Annotated in this window: 14 protein-coding genes; 8 read left to right on the forward strand and 6 right to left on the reverse strand. The window is 65.5% G+C overall.

What is annotated here, in order from left to right; genetic code table 11:
* Positions 1-66: 66 nt before the first annotated feature.
* Positions 67-1,269 carry a pyridoxal phosphate-dependent aminotransferase gene (locus tag V7E26_RS12505; RefSeq protein WP_324416243.1) on the reverse strand — a complete coding sequence of 401 codons (1,203 nt, stop codon included), beginning with the start codon at positions 1,267-1,269 and terminating at the stop codon, positions 67-69.
* A gap of 589 nt (positions 1,270-1,858) precedes the next feature.
* Here V7E26_RS12505 and V7E26_RS12510 point away from each other — a divergent pair.
* The 3 genes from V7E26_RS12510 to V7E26_RS12520 all read left to right on the forward strand — a co-directional run bounded on the left by V7E26_RS12510 (position 1,859) and on the right by V7E26_RS12520 (position 4,093).
* Positions 1,859-2,512 (forward strand): glutathione S-transferase family protein, encoded by a 654-nt coding sequence (locus tag V7E26_RS12510; protein WP_324416245.1) that lies wholly within the window; start codon positions 1,859-1,861, stop codon positions 2,510-2,512.
* Positions 2,513-2,692: 180 nt separating this feature from the next.
* Complete coding sequence (locus V7E26_RS12515) at positions 2,693-2,866, forward strand: hypothetical protein (RefSeq protein ID WP_324416247.1); 174 nt, start codon at positions 2,693-2,695, stop codon at positions 2,864-2,866.
* A gap of 66 nt (positions 2,867-2,932) precedes the next feature.
* A complete protein-coding gene (locus tag V7E26_RS12520; RefSeq protein WP_324416328.1) occupies positions 2,933-4,093 on the forward strand; it encodes a PQQ-dependent sugar dehydrogenase in 1,161 nt (386 codons plus the stop codon).
* A 48-nt stretch (positions 4,094-4,141) separates the two neighbouring features.
* Here the strand turns inward: V7E26_RS12520 and V7E26_RS12525 are convergent, their stop codons facing one another.
* A complete protein-coding gene (locus V7E26_RS12525) occupies positions 4,142-5,431 on the reverse strand; it encodes a M20/M25/M40 family metallo-hydrolase (protein ID WP_324416249.1) in 1,290 nt (429 codons plus the stop codon).
* 95 nt (positions 5,432-5,526) lie between these two features.
* Positions 5,527-5,880, reverse strand: coding sequence for a DMT family protein (locus V7E26_RS12530; protein ID WP_324416251.1), 354 nt, complete (start codon positions 5,878-5,880; stop codon positions 5,527-5,529).
* A gap of 203 nt (positions 5,881-6,083) precedes the next feature.
* Between V7E26_RS12530 and V7E26_RS12535 the strand changes: the two genes are divergently transcribed.
* From V7E26_RS12535 to V7E26_RS12545, 3 genes are all read left to right on the forward strand, one after another.
* The gene (locus V7E26_RS12535) at positions 6,084-6,893 is read left to right on the forward strand and encodes a PAS-domain containing protein (RefSeq protein ID WP_324416253.1); all 810 of its coding nucleotides are present in this window, start codon (positions 6,084-6,086) and stop codon (positions 6,891-6,893) included.
* 99 nt (positions 6,894-6,992) lie between these two features.
* Positions 6,993-7,454 carry a GNAT family N-acetyltransferase gene (locus tag V7E26_RS12540; RefSeq protein WP_324416255.1) on the forward strand — a complete coding sequence of 154 codons (462 nt, stop codon included), beginning with the start codon at positions 6,993-6,995 and terminating at the stop codon, positions 7,452-7,454.
* Between the two features lie 270 nt (positions 7,455-7,724).
* Complete coding sequence (locus V7E26_RS12545) at positions 7,725-8,663, forward strand: aldo/keto reductase (RefSeq protein WP_324416257.1); 939 nt, start codon at positions 7,725-7,727, stop codon at positions 8,661-8,663.
* A 155-nt stretch (positions 8,664-8,818) separates the two neighbouring features.
* On the opposite strand, the gene V7E26_RS12550 is transcribed toward V7E26_RS12545, so the two are convergent.
* Both V7E26_RS12550 and V7E26_RS12555 read right to left on the reverse strand, forming a co-directional pair.
* On the reverse strand, positions 8,819-10,054 hold the full coding sequence (locus V7E26_RS12550) for a DUF1501 domain-containing protein (RefSeq protein WP_324416259.1): 1,236 nt from the start codon (positions 10,052-10,054) through the stop codon (positions 8,819-8,821).
* 5 nt (positions 10,055-10,059) lie between these two features.
* On the reverse strand, positions 10,060-11,637 hold the full coding sequence (locus V7E26_RS12555) for a DUF1800 domain-containing protein (RefSeq protein ID WP_324416261.1): 1,578 nt from the start codon (positions 11,635-11,637) through the stop codon (positions 10,060-10,062).
* A gap of 69 nt (positions 11,638-11,706) precedes the next feature.
* On the opposite strand from V7E26_RS12555, the gene V7E26_RS12560 reads away from it, so the two are divergent.
* Positions 11,707-11,952: a cysteine-rich CWC family protein gene (locus tag V7E26_RS12560; RefSeq protein ID WP_442893394.1), complete on the forward strand. Its 246-nt coding sequence runs from the start codon at positions 11,707-11,709 to the stop codon at positions 11,950-11,952.
* A complete protein-coding gene (locus V7E26_RS12565) occupies positions 11,949-12,638 on the forward strand; it encodes an HAD family hydrolase (protein WP_324416263.1) in 690 nt (229 codons plus the stop codon). Before V7E26_RS12560 ends, V7E26_RS12565 begins: the two co-directional genes overlap by 4 nt.
* Positions 12,639-12,759: 121 nt before the next feature.
* Here the strand turns inward: V7E26_RS12565 and V7E26_RS12570 are convergent, their stop codons facing one another.
* A complete protein-coding gene (locus tag V7E26_RS12570; RefSeq protein WP_324416332.1) occupies positions 12,760-13,365 on the reverse strand; it encodes a TetR/AcrR family transcriptional regulator in 606 nt (201 codons plus the stop codon).
* Between the last annotated feature and the right edge of the window lie 41 nt (positions 13,366-13,406).

Below are 13,406 nucleotides of genomic sequence, written 5' to 3' on the forward strand. Positions count from 1 at the left end.
CGGTGGGGTTTGTCAACGATCGAAGCCGTCCCGCATTGCGGGACGGCTCGGGTCGCAAAGCGCTTCTTATCTCAGATTGCCGCAGAAGCGCTGGATGCGCTTGCAGGCATCTTCGAGATCGGAGGTCTTGGTCGCATAGGAGATCCGGAACGCCGGGCCGAGACCGAACGCGGAGCCCTGCACGACGGCGACGCCTTCACTCTCGAGCAACTCGGTGACGAAGTCCTCGTCATTGGCGATCACCTTGCCGGATGGCGAGGTCTTGCCGATGGTGCCGGCGCAGGACGGGTAGACGTAGAACGCGCCCTCGGGCCGCGGGCATTCGATGCCCTTGGCCTGGTTGAGCATGGAGACCACGAGGTCGCGACGCTCCTTGAACACCTTGTTGTGGACGGGGATGAAGTCCTGCGGCCCGTTCAGCGCCTCGACCGACGCCCACTGCGCGATCGACGACGGGTTCGAGGTCGACTGCGACTGGATCGTCGCCATCGCCTTGATCAGTTCGGCCGGGCCGCCGGCGTAGCCGATGCGCCAGCCGGTCATGCAATACGCCTTCGACACGCCGTTCACCGTGAGCGTGCGTTCGTAGAGTTTCGGCTCGATCTGCGCCGGCGTCACGAATTCGAAATCGTCGTAGACGAGATGCTCGTACATGTCGTCGGTCATCACCCAGACATGCGGATGCTTGACCAGCACATCGGTGATCGCCTTCAGCTCGGTGCGTGAATAGGCGGCGCCGGTCGGGTTCGACGGCGAGCACAGGATGATCCACTTGGTCTTGGGCGTGATCGCCTTTTCAAGATCGTCGGGGCGCAGCTTGAAGCCGTTCGACGCCGGGCACACCACCGGCACCGACTCGCCGCCGGCGAGCGCCACCATTTCGGGATAGCTCACCCAGTAGGGCGCGGGGATGATCACCTCGTCGCCGGGATTGAGGGTGGCCATCAGCGCGTTGTAGAGCACCTGCTTGCCGCCGGTGCCGACGATGATCTGGTTCGGCTTGTAGGTCAGGCCGTTCTCGCGCTGGAACTTGCCGATGATCGCTTCCTTCAGCTCGGGAATGCCGCCGACATCGGTGTACTTGGTCTTGCCGGCCTCGATCGCATGAATCGCCGCCAGCTTGATGTTGGCCGGCGTGTCGAAATCCGGCTCGCCGGCGCCGAGGCCGATGACGTTGCGGCCCGCCGCTTTCAGCGCGCGCGCTTTGTCCGTGACCGCGATCGTCGCGGACGGCTTCACGCGGGCGAGCGAGGCAGACAGGAAGGGCATCATCATCTCCTGGCAAACGTCGTGAACTCTTAAATTCACGACTCTTTTTGATGGGAACGCCGCACCCTAAGGCGCTGGGCGCTGCACCGCAAGAAGCTTGGCCGAATACGGGTCAAACTTTGGCCGATGTGGCGCGGGCTCGGTACGATCGGAGCAATGCCAGCGCAATATTCGCAAAGTTCCGTGGCGGATTGACTCATATCCGGCAAGTCGCAACTCACATGCAGAGAGCAGGCCATGTTCCCCGGATCCCCGGAGCGGCCGACGGTTCGAGGAGGCTGTCATTGCCTCGGCGGCACCAGCTCAACGTCAGGATGTCTGACCGCGATTCGCATCTGCGGCCGGCGTGCAACGGAGCAGCGTCGCGCAGGATTGCATCGATCCGCTGATCTGCTCTCGGCCGCGTGAATGCCACGCCGTGGCACATCATGCTGCACGCGTGCAGTGCAGTAGAGGTTTTCGACTTTTTCCATTGTGCGGGCCTTGCGACGCATTCGTATCGGCATCATTGTTTAGTCGCGTTGCGGCGCGAGAGCGTCTGGATCGTTCGACCACCGCGTGCGCCCTCGACCGGAGTGAAGCCAACACGATGTACAAGCTCTATTCGATGCAGCGCTCCGGCAACAGCTACAAGGTCCGCCTTGCGCTGTCGCTGCTCAACGCGCCCTATGAGGCGATCGAAGTCGACATCCTGCGCGGCGAAAGCCGCACGCCGGAGTTTCTGGAGAAGAACCCGAGCGGCCAGGTGCCGCTGCTGGAAGTCGCCGAAGGACGCTATCTCGCCGAGTCCAACGCCATTCTCTGGTATGTCTGCGGCGGCACGTCGCTGGCGCCGGAATCGCGGGTCGAACGCGCAGAAGCGCTGCAATGGATGTTCTTCGAGCAGCACGCTTTGGAGCCGAATATCGGCGCCGCCTACTTCTGGCTGTCGCTGGTCAAGGGCGGCCGCGACCTGCAGACGCATGCGCTGGAAGACTGGATGGAGCGCGGCTATGCAGCGCTTCAGGTGATGGAGAACCATCTCAAGACCCGCGCCTATTTCGCTGCGGGGCAACTGACTGTCGCCGACATTGCGCTGTACGGCTACACCCACGTCGCCGACCACTGCGATTACGATCTCGCCACCTTCCCCGCCATCCGCGCCTGGCTGCGGCGGGTGGAGCAGACCCCGGGCTTCGTCACGATGGACTGGCGGCCGCAGACCGTGGTCGACGACCAGCCCGGCATCGCCGCCCACGCATAGGGCCAGCGGGCTCACATTCCCGCGAGCCGACCTTCAAAGGTTAACAATAGTGGGCAAAACATTAACCTTTGTCGCAATTCCGCCATCTTGAGCCGGTTCGCCGCCGCATTGTTGCCGATCCTGACTGCGAAGTCTTTGTGACATCGCGGGTGATTCGCCCGCGCAACAAGGATCGGACCAATGATACGGTCACCCGGCGCGGTCGGCTTCGAAGGCAGCCGCGCGCCCGTTGCATCTTCCCGGTTGCTCGGTGCCATCGCCACCTCGCTCGCGTTCGGCACGCTGTCGCTTTGCCTCATGGTCACCCTGACGGTATTGTCGATCAAGGCCACCGTCGCCATGCCCTTCCCGTGACGTCAACGACCGTTTGTTTGCATCACTAGCGAACGCGCGATGGGTAGCATCGCGATGTGGATCAGGATGAAGGCACAAGTCGGCCTCGTGAGCGTTACGCTGACGGTAGCGATCCTGGTTGCCCTCTCATTCCTGATCGCGACCGGCAGCCGCGGCGAGCAGCCGGCATTCGACTCGTCGGCGGGCGAACTCGAGGTCAAGACCGTCGCGCGAGGCCTGCTCTATCCCTGGGCGCTGGCCTTCCTGCCTGACGGAACGATGCTGGTGACCGAGCGTCCGGGCCGCTTGCGCATCGTCTCAGTGGACGGACAGATTTCGCCTCCGCTCAACGGCGTGCCCAAGGTCTTCGCGTCCGGCCAGGGCGGCCTGCTCGACATCGTCACCGACAAATCCTTCGCACAGAACAGGACGATCTATTTCTGTTACGCCGAGCGAGGCGAAGGCGGCGGACGCACCGCGGTCGCGCGCGCCAGGCTCGCCGACGGCGCGGACCGGCTGGACAAGGTCAAGGCTCTCTTCCGCCAGGAGGGGCCACTGTCGACGGGCAATCACTACGGCTGCCGCATCGCGCAGGCCGATGACGGAAACCTGTTCGTCACGCTCGGCGAGCATTTTGCCTATCGCGACCAGGCGCAAAACCTCGACAATCATCTCGGCAAGGTGATCCGCATCGCGCCCGACGGCTCGGTACCTCCAGACAATCCGTTCGTCGGCCGTGCCGACGCAAAGGCCGAGATCTGGAGCTACGGCCATCGCAACCCGCAGGCGCTCGCGATCCATCCGACGTCAGGCGAACTCTGGGAGATCGAGCACGGCCCGCGCGGCGGCGACGAGGTCAACCTGATCGGCAAGGGCAAGAACTACGGCTGGCCGGTGATCGGCTACGGCATCGACTATTCCGGCGCGAAAATCCACGACGCCACGGCCAAGGACGGCATGGAGCAGCCGCTGAAATACTGGGTGCCGTCGATCGCGCCGTCGGGCATGGCCTTCTACACCGGAAAACTGTTTCCGAAATGGGACGGCAGCCTGTTCCTGGGCGCGCTGCGCGGCGCGATGCTGGTGCGGCTGACGCTAAACGGAAACACCGTCACCTCGGAGGAGCGTCTGCTGCAGAACCTGCGCGAGCGGATCAGGGATGTGCGCCAGGGGCCGGATGGCGCGCTGTGGCTGCTCACGGACAATTCCAACGGCCGGCTGTTGCGGGTGGCGCCCGCCGCGAAATGACCGTGGCGCCGTGCGCGCCATCGATCGCGCGGGCGCGTTGTTTCGAACCTATTTCAGCTTGCCGCTCGACAAATCCATGATCAGCCGCGCCGTCAGATAGAGCCGCGGCACGATGCTGTCGGTCCTGACATATTCGGCATCGTTGGAGTGCGCGCCAAAGCCCGAGAGGCCCATGCCTTCGACCACGGCGCCCCTCGCCTTGAGGGCGGCGAACGCGGCGTCGGTGCCGCCGCCGGTGGCCTTCTCGGCCACGTTGAGCGTCATGCCGAGTTCCCCATAGATCGCCTTGCCGTGGCCGGTGAGACGGCGCGCGGCATCGCTCGGCTCGAGCGGCGGACGGCGCACCTCGAATTTCAGCTCCACCCTGGAATCGGGCAGCAGCCGGTTCTTGATCTTGTCCTGCAGCGCCTTTTCGAGCGCGTCGAAATCCGAAATCCTGAGCGCGCGCGCATCGGCCTGCGCGGCCGCCTCGGCGGGGATCACATTGCGGTTGGTGCCGGCGGTGGCGACCGTCCAGTTCAGCTTCAGCCCCTCCTCCGCCTTTGACAGGTCCTTCATCTGCAACAACTGGTGCGACAGCTCGTAGAGCGCGTTGACGCCGCCCTCGGGCCGCGCGCCCGCATGCGACGCCTTGCCGTGCACGCTGAGATAGGCCGAGCCGATGCCGCTGGTGGCCAGCCGCAGCGTGCCGTCGAGGCCACTGCCCTCGAACGAGAACACCGCGTCCTGCTCCGCGGCGAGGCGGGTGATGGTGCTGCGCCAGCCGGGCGAGGAGATTTCCTCGTCGCCGTTGATCAGCACCGTGAGCGTGCCGTATTGCCGGAAGTTCAGCTTCTGCAGCAGCGCGACGCTGTGGAGGATGACGGCGATGCCCTGCTTGTCGTCGGCAATGCCGAGCCCGTAGGCCTTGTCGCCGTCGATGTGGAACGGCTGATCCTTCAGCATGCCCTTGAGGTAGACCGTATCCATATGCGCGATCAGCATGATGCTGGCGCTGCCGGTGCCCTTGAACACGGCCTGCACGGCAGGCCCGACCCTTTCAGGCGTATCGTCCAGGCGATAGACGTCGGTGGGCTGCAGGATTTCCACGGCGCCGCCGAACCCCTTGAGCTGGCTCGCGATCCGCTCGGCGATCCGGTTCAGCCCCTCGATGTCCTTGCTGCCGGATTCGATATTGACGAGATCGCGCAGCGTGTCGAGCAGCGGCTGCTGCTCCTGTTGCGCCAGCGCATGGACATCAACGAGCGGCGCGGCGCGCGCCGCCGTTGCTGCAAGCGCCAGCGCGAACGAAACAAAGAGGGCGCGGATCCGGCGCGGAGCAGAATGCAATGGGTGCATGACGCGGCTGCCTGCAAAGGGTGAGAAAAACAGAAAGCTATCAACGTCCCTTCGCGAAATCAAAGACGTTGCGGGAGGGCTGGCCCGCCGTCCGCTCAGCCCCATTTGTGGAAGATCAGGAACGCGCCGATCGCGATGCAGAGAAAGCCGAGCGCGTGATTCCAGCCCAGCGGCTCCTTGAGATAGAGCACCGAGAAGGCGGCGAACACGACGAGCGTGATCACCTCCTGCATGGTCTTGAGCTGCGCCGCCGAATAGACCGCGCTGCCCCAGCGGTTGGCCGGCACCGCCAGCCAGTATTCGACGAAGGCGATGCCCCAGCTTACCAGCACCACCGTCGGCAATGGGCTTTCCTTGAATTTCAGATGGCCGTACCAGGCAAAGGTCATGAAAACGTTGGAGGCGAACAGCATCAGGACCGGCAGCAGCGCGGGCGAAACAGTGGGCATCGATGTCCTCTTTGAAACCTTGTCGTGAGCTCAATCGGCGGGGGCGGTTCCCGTTCCGCCACTTCGATATCATTTGATGCGAATAATGCGAAAGCCCACTGTGACGGCGCAACGCTCCCTTAAGACTGGCGGCAGAAATGCGTGCACGATTGCAACAATCGGGCATGCTTGAGCCTTATTCCCGGCAAGTGGCGAGAACGGGCATGCAGCTCAACTGGCAGGCAATCTCCGGTCCGGCTCTCACGACAGCGACGGCGCTGGCCGCCTTCCTGCTCGACCGGCTCGTCATTCCCGTCCCCAATCCCGCGCCATTGTTCGTCTGCATCGTCGCGCTTGTCGCGTCCGTCGGCGGCATCGCCTCCGGCATGGTGAGCGCCGCCATTGCGGTCGGCTCGTCCGCGATGTTCTTTCTCAACCACCGCGCCGCGCCCGGCTACGACATGTCGGATCTGGCGCGCCTGCTGCTGCTGGCGGCGACCGCCGGGGCCACTGCGCTGATCACCGGGCTTCTACGGCAGAAATGGATCGATACGCTGGCCCGGCAGGAAACGCATCACGCGACCGCCGCCCGGCTGTCGGCCGCGCTCGACCAGGTCGACATCGGCATTGTGCTGCTCGACGCCGATACCCGCGCCGAATTCATCAACCGCGCCTTCCGCGACTACTTCAAGCTGCCCGACGAGCAGGCCGACAGCAAGCCGCCGGTGATCGCGCTGATGTATCATGGCCGCGACACCGGCGCCTGGCAACTGCCGAAGGAAGAGCGCAGCGCCTTCATCGCCAAACGCACCGAAATGATCCGCGCCGGCGATTCCACGCCGGTCATCATCAACCTCGCCGACGGCCAGGTGCTGCGCTTCATCTGCACCGCACTGCCCGACGGCGGACGCATGCTGAGCTACACGCCGGTCACCGACCTCGTCCGTCACTCCGACGATCCCGGCAGCGCCGACTATTATCGCGCGCTGCGCGGCCCCCACGGTCTCGCCCACCAACTCGGCGCCGCGGAATAGCGCGGGGCGCTCTTGCGACATTGATCCCGCACTGCTGCGTCTGTATTGGATAGCTACGCGCGTCTCCCGGTGCGTCCTCTCATAACGGAATATCCCGCAATGCCCGGCGACCTCACCATCCGCTTCATCAGCCGCGAGGACCATGCGCAATGGCTGCCGCTGTGGGACGGCTACAACGCCTTCTACGGCCGCTCGGGTCCGACCGCGCTGGCGTCCGAGATCACCGCGATGACGTGGGCGCGCTTCTTCGACGCCTACGAGCCGGTGCATGCGCTGGTCGCCGAGCGCGGCGGCAAGTTGCTGGGACTGACGCATTATCTGCTGCACCGCTCGACCACCATGATCGAGCCGAACTGCTATTTGCAGGACCTCTTCACCGATCCGGCGGCGCGCGTCAGAGGCGTCGGCCGCGCGCTGATCAACGGCGTGTATGATCAGGCGAAGCGCGCCGGCTGTTCTCGCGTCTATTGGCAGACCCATGAGACCAACCACACCGCGATGCAGCTCTACGACAAGGTCGCGAAGCGCTCGGGGTTCGTCGTCTATCGCAAGATGCTGTGACGCGCCGGCCGCCGCCCTGTGGATAAGTCGCTGTCGTCACGCCGGCGTAACAAAGCACGGCTAGGTTGCAGCCGCGTCTGATCAGCCCCCCGTCCTCGGATCACACGCCCCCCAGCGGTCCCCGTCAGTCGCCGCGTCTGACCGGGGCCGCCCCTTTTTGTGCCGCATGGCTGCCCAGCCGGCCGCCGATGGCCGCGCTGCTTGCGGGTCGATGCCGTGCGGGCCAAGATGCCGGGCCTTTTCACCGCCCCTCCCCACAGGATCGATTCCATGCAAATTCGCAACCTCGGCGGCTCCGGCCTGCGCGTTTCCGCCGTCGGCCTCGGCTGCAACAATTTTGGCCAGCGCACCGACCTCGAGACCTCGCGCAAGGTCATTCACAAGGCGATCGACCTCGGCATCACCCTGTTCGACACCGCCGACATCTATGCCGGCATGGGCGGCTCCGAGACCGTCCTCGGCGCCGTCCTCGGCGACCGCCGCAAGGACATCGTGCTGGCGACGAAATACTCCAAGCCGATGAGCAATGACGGCACCAAACAGGGCGCCTCGCGCCGCTACATCATGGAAGCGGTGGAAGCCAGTCTCAGGCGGCTGAAGACCGATTACATCGATCTCTACCAGCAGCACGACTACGATCCCCTGACGCCGATGGAAGAGACGCTGCGCGCGCTCGACGATCTCATGCGCCAGGGCAAGGTCCGCTATATCGGCAATTCGAACTTCCCGGCGTGGCGCATCGCCGAAGCCGAAATGCTGGCGCGGCAGATGAACGTTGGTCGCTTCATCTCCTGCCAGGACGAATACAGCCTCGTGGTCCGCGGCATCGAGAAGGATCTCTTGCCGGCCGCAGCGGAATACAGGCTCGGCCTGTTGCCGTTCTTCCCGCTGGCCAGCGGACTTCTCACCGGCAAATACCAGCGCGGCTCGGCGGCCCCCGCCGACACCCGCTTCGCCAAGGCCCCCGCGCTGAAGGACCGCTACGTCACCGCACGCAACGAGGACATCGTCGAAAAGCTGCAGGCGTTCGCGCAAGCGCGCGGCCACAGCATGCTCGAACTTGCCTTCTCCTGGCTCGCCCAGCGCCCGCAGGTCGCAAGCGTCATCGCCGGCGCCACCCGCGTCGAACAGGTCGAGCAGAACGTGAAAGCTGTTGGCTGGACACTGAGCGCGGACGAGATGGCGGAGGTGGATGGGATGACGACATGACATGCGGCGCGCTCTCGCTCCCTCGCCCCGTTCTTCACGGGGAGAGGGTCGGGGTGAGGGGCTCTCTCCACGAGCCGTGAATGAGGTGAGACCGGTACCCCCTCACCCGGATCGCAAGAGCGATCCGACCTCTCCCCGCAAAATGCGGGCAGAGGTTATCCCACCAACCCCTGCATCGGCTTCGCGGCGCTACTGTCCGGGAACACCGTCTCCGCCAGCACCCGGTCGGCGAGGCCGAACTGGTCCTTCAGCACGCCCTTCATCACCGCGCGCAGGTCGGTGGTCGGCGCGAGGTCGCGGCCCTGGTAGAGATTGGCGGGCTTCAGCCCGGGCCAGTCTGCGATCACCCGCCCGCCCTTCACGGCGCCGCCGGCGAGCAGCGCGAGCGTGCCCGTCCCGTGGTCGGTGCCTTGCGTGCCGTTGATGCGCGCGGTGCGACCGAATTCGGTGGCGACCACGATCGCGGTGTCGCGCCAGCGCGGCCCCATCCCGGTCTCGAATTCAGCGAGCGCGCCGTCGAGCCCGCCGAGCAGTTGCGCGAGCCGGCCGACCGGGCCGCCTTCATTGGCATGGGTGTCCCAGCCGTCGAAGGCGAGCGCGCCGATCCGCGGACCGTCGTCGGCGGCCATCAGCTTGGCCGCGCCGCGCGCCACCAGCCGCATCGCGCCGGCGCCGTTGGTGCCCGGCTTCGGCTTCATGTCGTCGCCCTGCGCGGTCTTGTCGAGCGCGATGCCCTGCTTCAACGCGCCGGCCAGCGCGGGGTCGCGGTGCTGATAGAGTTCGACGAGCCGCATCGCAGTATCCTCGGCGGCCTGCGGCAGCGCAACCGGCGCCCAGCCGACCGTCGGCGCCGCGCCGCGCAACACCAGCGGCGTGGTCGGCCCGACCGCAAGCGCGCTCGTCACCCGCTCAGCCCTAGGCAACCCTTCCAGCGCGCGGTTGAGCCAGCCTGACTGCACGCGGCCGGGACCGGCAAAGCCGCTTTCGAGCACGTCCTGCCCGTCGAAATGCGAACGGTCGCGATACGACGTAGCCGCCGCGTGAATCACCGCGGCTTTCTTTTCGCGGTACATCCGCGCGAGTTCCGGCATCGCCGGATGCAGCGCGAAAAACGAATCCAGCGGCAGCGCCGCGTTCGGACCACTCAACGCGAGCGCGATCGCGCCATGCAGCCCCGCGTAATCGGGATCGCCGATCGGTGCGACGGTGGCGAGCCCGTCGAGCGCGCCGCGCAGAATGACGACCACCAGCCGCGGATCGCGACCATCGGCGGCGCGTGCGAATTTCGGCAAATAGGCCCACGCCGCAAAGGAGGCGCCGCCGAGCAGCACGCCACGCCGCGAAATCGCCGGCGATCGCAGGCCTTCGCAACAATCCAGTGTCGGTGCCATCGAAATCATCTCCTCTGGAATTCCGGCGACATCAACAGCAGCGCCAGCGCCTGCTGGCGCGATTCCGCGCGTTCAATCGCCCGTCGCGTTTCGACCGATGCCGCATCCGCGGCGACCAGTTCGAGCAGGTCACGCGGATCGATGCCGTCGGCGAGCCGCGAGGCAATCTGCGCTGATATGTCGAGCCGCAGCTTGACGCCCTCCGGCGACGCCCAGGCCGCACTGGTATCGGGAAAACCGTTCGGCCCGGCGGGCGACCATAGTGGCTGGCCCAGCGTGTTGAGACCGCCGAGATAGCGGCCGGGATCATTCGGGATCCGCGCCAGCAGCCGGCCCGCCGCCACCAGGAATTCGTAGGGCGTTCGCATCTTGGACAGCGGCGCCTTCCAGGCCTCCTCGGAATCCACCAGCGCCAGCGCCAGCGCCTTGAGGTCGCCGTCGGCTTTCGCAAAGACTTCGGCCAGTTGCGCCACCAGTGCGGGCGGCGGATCGTCGGCGACGAAGTGGCGAACGAACTTGCCGGCGATGAATTTGGCGGTTGACGGATGACGCGCGATATCTGACAGCACCGCCTCGCCCTGCGCCACGCCGGCGGCGTCGTAGATTTTTCCCATCACGCGCTGCGCGCCGGGCTGATGCGCATTGGCGTTGAACACGAAGCTGCCCGGCGCGCCCAATTGTCCGAGCCTGCCCGCATAGGTCCAGCCGGTGATGATGTTGGCCAGCGCCGTCACGTCGTCCTGCGAGTAGCCGCCGCCGACGCCGAGCGTATGCAATTCGAGGATCTCGCGCGCGAGATTTTCGTTCAGTCCGCGGTTGCGGTTTTTACCGGCCCGCGAATCCGGACCCAGCGATTGCTGGTTGTCGAGGAAGAACAGCATCGCCGGATGCTGCTCGACCGCCTTCAGCATGTCGCCGAAACGGCCGAGCACGTGCGGCCGGATCGCCTCGCGTTCGAACGAGCCGGCCCACATCCGCGCCGGCCCGCCCTTGTTGGCGGAAATGCAGAAATGATTGGACCAGAACACCACGAGACGTTCGACGAAGCCGCAATCGGCGATGACGGCGCGTTGCAGCCGGGCGAGTGCCTCGGCGCGAAAGGTCTTCTGGATGATGTTGAGTGGTGGCGGCGGCGGCTTCGGCGCATTCGGTCGCATCGCCTCGGCCGGAACCATGGTCGCATCGGGATTTTCCGGCGGCTTGGCCGGCTGCTCCCTCGACGGTTCTGTTGGCGGTTCTCTTGGCGCCATGTCCATGGCGATGCTGTTGAGCGAGAGGTTTCGCCGCTGCCCTTTCGCATCCGGCGGCGGTTGACCTTCGGGGGCCGGCGGCGGCGCCGACTTGGCCGCCGCGTCGCGCGCCTGCTGGATCTCGAACTGATAGTCGAATACCGCCTTGCCGAGCGCCGGCGTCGATTGCAATCCCGGCACTTCGAGCAAGCCGGCGCTGGGGCGGCCAAGCTCCGCCTTGACGAAGCCGCGCGGATCGGATGCCGCATTGAGAAAATCGCCGGACGCGCCGCCGCGCGCGCCGAAACCGAAGCGATGCAGCGCAACGAGAGCTGCTTGCGAATCGCGGGCCATCGGGCTTCCCTTGTTTCCCTTGCGGTTTCTCGGGGCGTATAGTGGCCCGCCAATATAGCGTGCTTCGACATGAACCCGGGATTAATTCCGCGTCAGGATATGGCCTCGTTGATGACGAATCCTTTGGAAGATCAGCCCGCGCGCCGCCTCGCCTGCGAGGACTGCGGAACCGAATTCGGCTGCAACTTGTCCGGCCCATGCTGGTGCAATGACGAAGCGTTCCGGATGCCGATGCCGGTGGACGGCGGCGATTGCCTCTGCCCGGACTGCCTGCGCAAACTCGCCGGGCGACTCGCGGACGCAGGTGCGGCGTGAGTGGAAAATGGAACGTCAGCGCCGTGCTGCTCGACATGGACGGCACCCTGCTCGACACCGAAAAAGTCTATTTCAACAGTCTCGTCGCGGCGCTCGACGCGGCCGGCTATGCCGATGATTCCGTCGCGCTGTGCCACGCCATGGTTGGCCTGCCCGGACCGACCTGCGAGGCGATGCTGCTCGATCGCTATGGCGCAGACTTTCCGCTCGCCGAGATCAACCGCGCCTTCCTCGTCAATCGCGACCGCTTGATCGAGGCCGGCCTGCCGCTCAAGCCGGGGACGTTAGATCTGCTCGATGGATTGGCCGCCGCCAATTGCCCGACGGCAATCGTGACCTCGTCGTCGCGGCGCAACGCCGAGCGCAATCTATCGCTCGCCGGAATCCGCCCACGCTTCGACACCATCCTGACGCTCGACGACGTCGTCAACGGCAAGCCCAGCCCGGACCTCTACCTGCTCGCCGCCGCGCGCCTCGGATTTGCGCCGCAGCTCTGCGTCGCCGTGGAAGATTCCAACCACGGCGTCGCCGCTTCCCACGCCGCCGGCGCGATCACCATCATGGTGCCTGATATGGCGCCGCCGACTGACGAGACGCGCGCCAGATGCGCCGCCGTGCTGCCGGATCTGAATGCGGTGCTGGCCATGCTGCAAGCGCGCGGCGCGTTTAGTCGTCATTCGCCCTAGCCGTCATTGCGAGCGAAGCGAAGCAATCCATCGTGCCGCAAGCGGAGAAATGGATTGCTTCGTCGCTTCAGCGCAAAATTGCTTTGCCATTTTGTCGCGAGCTCCTCTCAATGACGGAGGACTACCGCCCTGGCCGCCTCCGCTTCTCCCGCGCCGGAAGCGCGGCGTCGATCAACGCGTGCGCCGCCTCGCCCGCCGTTTCCATGTAGCTGGGATCGCGATGCAGCAGCACGACGGCAAAGGAGCCGTCGAGCAGCAAGAGGATTTGCCGTGCGAGCCGCAAGGGCTGAGCGATACCTTCCGCGGCGAAGGTCGCGCGCAGCCATTCCTCGAACTTCTTCTTGTGCGCGGCGCCGATCCTGATCGCAGGGTGGCCTGGCATGTTGGCGAGCTCGGCCGAGGTGCGCAGGAAGCCGCAGCCTTTCCACTTCGGATGCCGCGCCGATCGCGCCAGATTGCGAAAGATCGCCTCGACCTTCGCCGGCAGGCCGCCTTCCGCGTCCGAAAACCATTGCCTGAACAGCGCGAGGTTGGGCTGATCGCGCCCGGCAAGATAGGCCGCGACGAGATCGTCCTTGCTCCTGAAGTGATAATACAGCGTCCGCTTGGTGACGCCGGCCTTCGCGGCCACGGCATCGACGCTGACGCCGCGGATGCCGTCATTGTAGAACAGCGCGTTGGCCGCCGAGATGATGCGTTCGCGCGTCGGTATACCGGATCGTGCCATCGCAGCCATGTATACCAACCAGTGAATATACTCAACGCCGC

It is taken from the genome of Bradyrhizobium sp. (genome assembly GCF_036735945.1).
GTDB lineage: Bacteria > Pseudomonadota > Alphaproteobacteria > Rhizobiales > Xanthobacteraceae > Bradyrhizobium.

What these genes read in the sequence shown, in the direction of transcription:
- V7E26_RS12505 (WP_324416243.1), bottom strand. Translation starts at nt 1,269, where the DNA reads ATGCCCTTCCTGTCTGCCTCGCTCGCCCGCGTGAAGCCGTCCGCGACG.
- V7E26_RS12510 (WP_324416245.1), top strand. Translation starts at nt 1,859, where the DNA reads ATGTACAAGCTCTATTCGATGCAGCGCTCCGGCAACAGCTACAAGGTC.
- V7E26_RS12515 (WP_324416247.1), top strand. Translation starts at nt 2,693, where the DNA reads ATGATACGGTCACCCGGCGCGGTCGGCTTCGAAGGCAGCCGCGCGCCC.
- V7E26_RS12520 (WP_324416328.1), top strand. Translation starts at nt 2,933, where the DNA reads ATGAAGGCACAAGTCGGCCTCGTGAGCGTTACGCTGACGGTAGCGATC.
- V7E26_RS12525 (WP_324416249.1), bottom strand. Translation starts at nt 5,431, where the DNA reads ATGCACCCATTGCATTCTGCTCCGCGCCGGATCCGCGCCCTCTTTGTT.
- V7E26_RS12530 (WP_324416251.1), bottom strand. Translation starts at nt 5,880, where the DNA reads ATGCCCACTGTTTCGCCCGCGCTGCTGCCGGTCCTGATGCTGTTCGCC.
- V7E26_RS12535 (WP_324416253.1), top strand. Translation starts at nt 6,084, where the DNA reads ATGCAGCTCAACTGGCAGGCAATCTCCGGTCCGGCTCTCACGACAGCG.
- V7E26_RS12540 (WP_324416255.1), top strand. Translation starts at nt 6,993, where the DNA reads ATGCCCGGCGACCTCACCATCCGCTTCATCAGCCGCGAGGACCATGCG.
- V7E26_RS12545 (WP_324416257.1), top strand. Translation starts at nt 7,725, where the DNA reads ATGCAAATTCGCAACCTCGGCGGCTCCGGCCTGCGCGTTTCCGCCGTC.
- V7E26_RS12550 (WP_324416259.1), bottom strand. Translation starts at nt 10,054, where the DNA reads ATGGCACCGACACTGGATTGTTGCGAAGGCCTGCGATCGCCGGCGATT.
- V7E26_RS12555 (WP_324416261.1), bottom strand. Translation starts at nt 11,637, where the DNA reads ATGGCCCGCGATTCGCAAGCAGCTCTCGTTGCGCTGCATCGCTTCGGT.
- V7E26_RS12560 (WP_442893394.1), top strand. Translation starts at nt 11,707, where the DNA reads ATGAACCCGGGATTAATTCCGCGTCAGGATATGGCCTCGTTGATGACG.
- V7E26_RS12570 (WP_324416332.1), bottom strand. Translation starts at nt 13,365, where the DNA reads ATGGCACGATCCGGTATACCGACGCGCGAACGCATCATCTCGGCGGCC.